Raw genomic sequence first — 1,181 nt, forward strand, 5'->3', positions numbered from 1 at the left:
CCGGTGACCACACGGGTACCGGCCGCGGCGAGCCAGCTCTCCTCGCCCGCCGCGTACGCCTCGGCGCCCGGTTCCGCGCCGGCGTCGCCCACGGCGCCCAGATCGCCCTGGAGCAGCACCGTCACGATCGGCTGCGCGGCGCTGATCGCCATCAGCGTCGCCCCGATCCATATCCACCACTTGAGCGCGCGGTCGCCGCGCCTGAGGAAGAGCCAGCCGAGGGCGAGGCTCAACAGGCCGTAGTAGCCGACGATGTCGCCCGCCATCAGCAGGCCGGCGTGGAGCAGGCCGATGACGATCAGCAGCAGACCGCGCCTGCGCAGGATCCTGACGACATCGCGCTCTGCGGTGCCCGCCGCCTTCTGACGCAGGAACAGCTGCGTCATCCCGTAGCCGAAGAGGAAGGCGAAGAGTGGATAGATCCGCAGGTCCAGGGTGGTGATCATGGTGAACTGGACGGCCCGGTCGAGCGGGCCCCCGTTCACGGGCTGCCAGCCCGAGGGGCCGTACCGCGATGCCCACAGATGGAACGCGGTGTTCGACAGCACGATGAACAGCAGCATGAGCCCGCGGGCGAGATCGGGCGCGAGCGCTCGTTCCGAGGGCCGTACGGCCCCGCGAGGAGCCACGGCCGGGGGCGCGGCGGCGGTTGTCGGCGGGGAGTCCGGACCGGAGTCGTTCGTCGTCTCGGCTGTCATTCCTCAACGCTAGGAACGGGGCCCGGGGCCGGTAACCCGCCTTCTGTACAAGCGTTTCCGCCCAAGGTATGGCTGGTCGGCACCGCTCGGCCGACCAAAGTACGGATACGGCGCCCGGCCGTCGATACGCTCGTCCGACTCCCCGACTCCCCGACTCCCCGACTCCCCGACTCCCCGACTCCCCGACCTTCCGCCTCCGTTGAATTGGACTGATCCCCATGCCTTCCGGCGACGACGCCCGCCCCACGTTCGTACTCGTCCACGGCTCGTGCAGCAGCTCCTTCATGTGGGCCCCGATCCAGCGGGAGCTGGCGCTCCTCGGGCACCGCAGCTTCGCGGTCGATCTGCCGGGGCACGGGTTCGACGCGCAGTATCCGGTCGCCTACCAGGCCCCGCAGGATCTCGACGCGTGGGCGGCCGAGCCGTCGACGCTGGCCGGTGTCACTCTGCGGGACAACGTCGACATGGTGGTCGACATCGTCC

Annotated in this window: 1 protein-coding gene and 1 pseudogene; one reads left to right on the top strand and one right to left on the bottom strand. The window is 70.2% G+C overall.

Translation table 11 applies throughout. The features are described from left to right. Nucleotides 1–698 (bottom strand): annotated as a pseudogene (locus ACFXKA_RS43040) (hypothetical protein); the annotation flags it as partial. A 218-nt stretch (nt 699–916) separates the two neighbouring features. On the opposite strand from ACFXKA_RS43040, the gene ACFXKA_RS43045 reads away from it, so the two are divergent. Further along, a partial coding sequence (locus ACFXKA_RS43045) for an alpha/beta fold hydrolase (protein ID WP_379431919.1) occupies nt 917–1,181 on the top strand: 265 nt, incomplete at its 3' end.

Source organism: Nocardia sp. NPDC059228, assembly GCF_042754245.1.
GTDB lineage: Bacteria > Actinomycetota > Actinomycetes > Mycobacteriales > Mycobacteriaceae > Nocardia.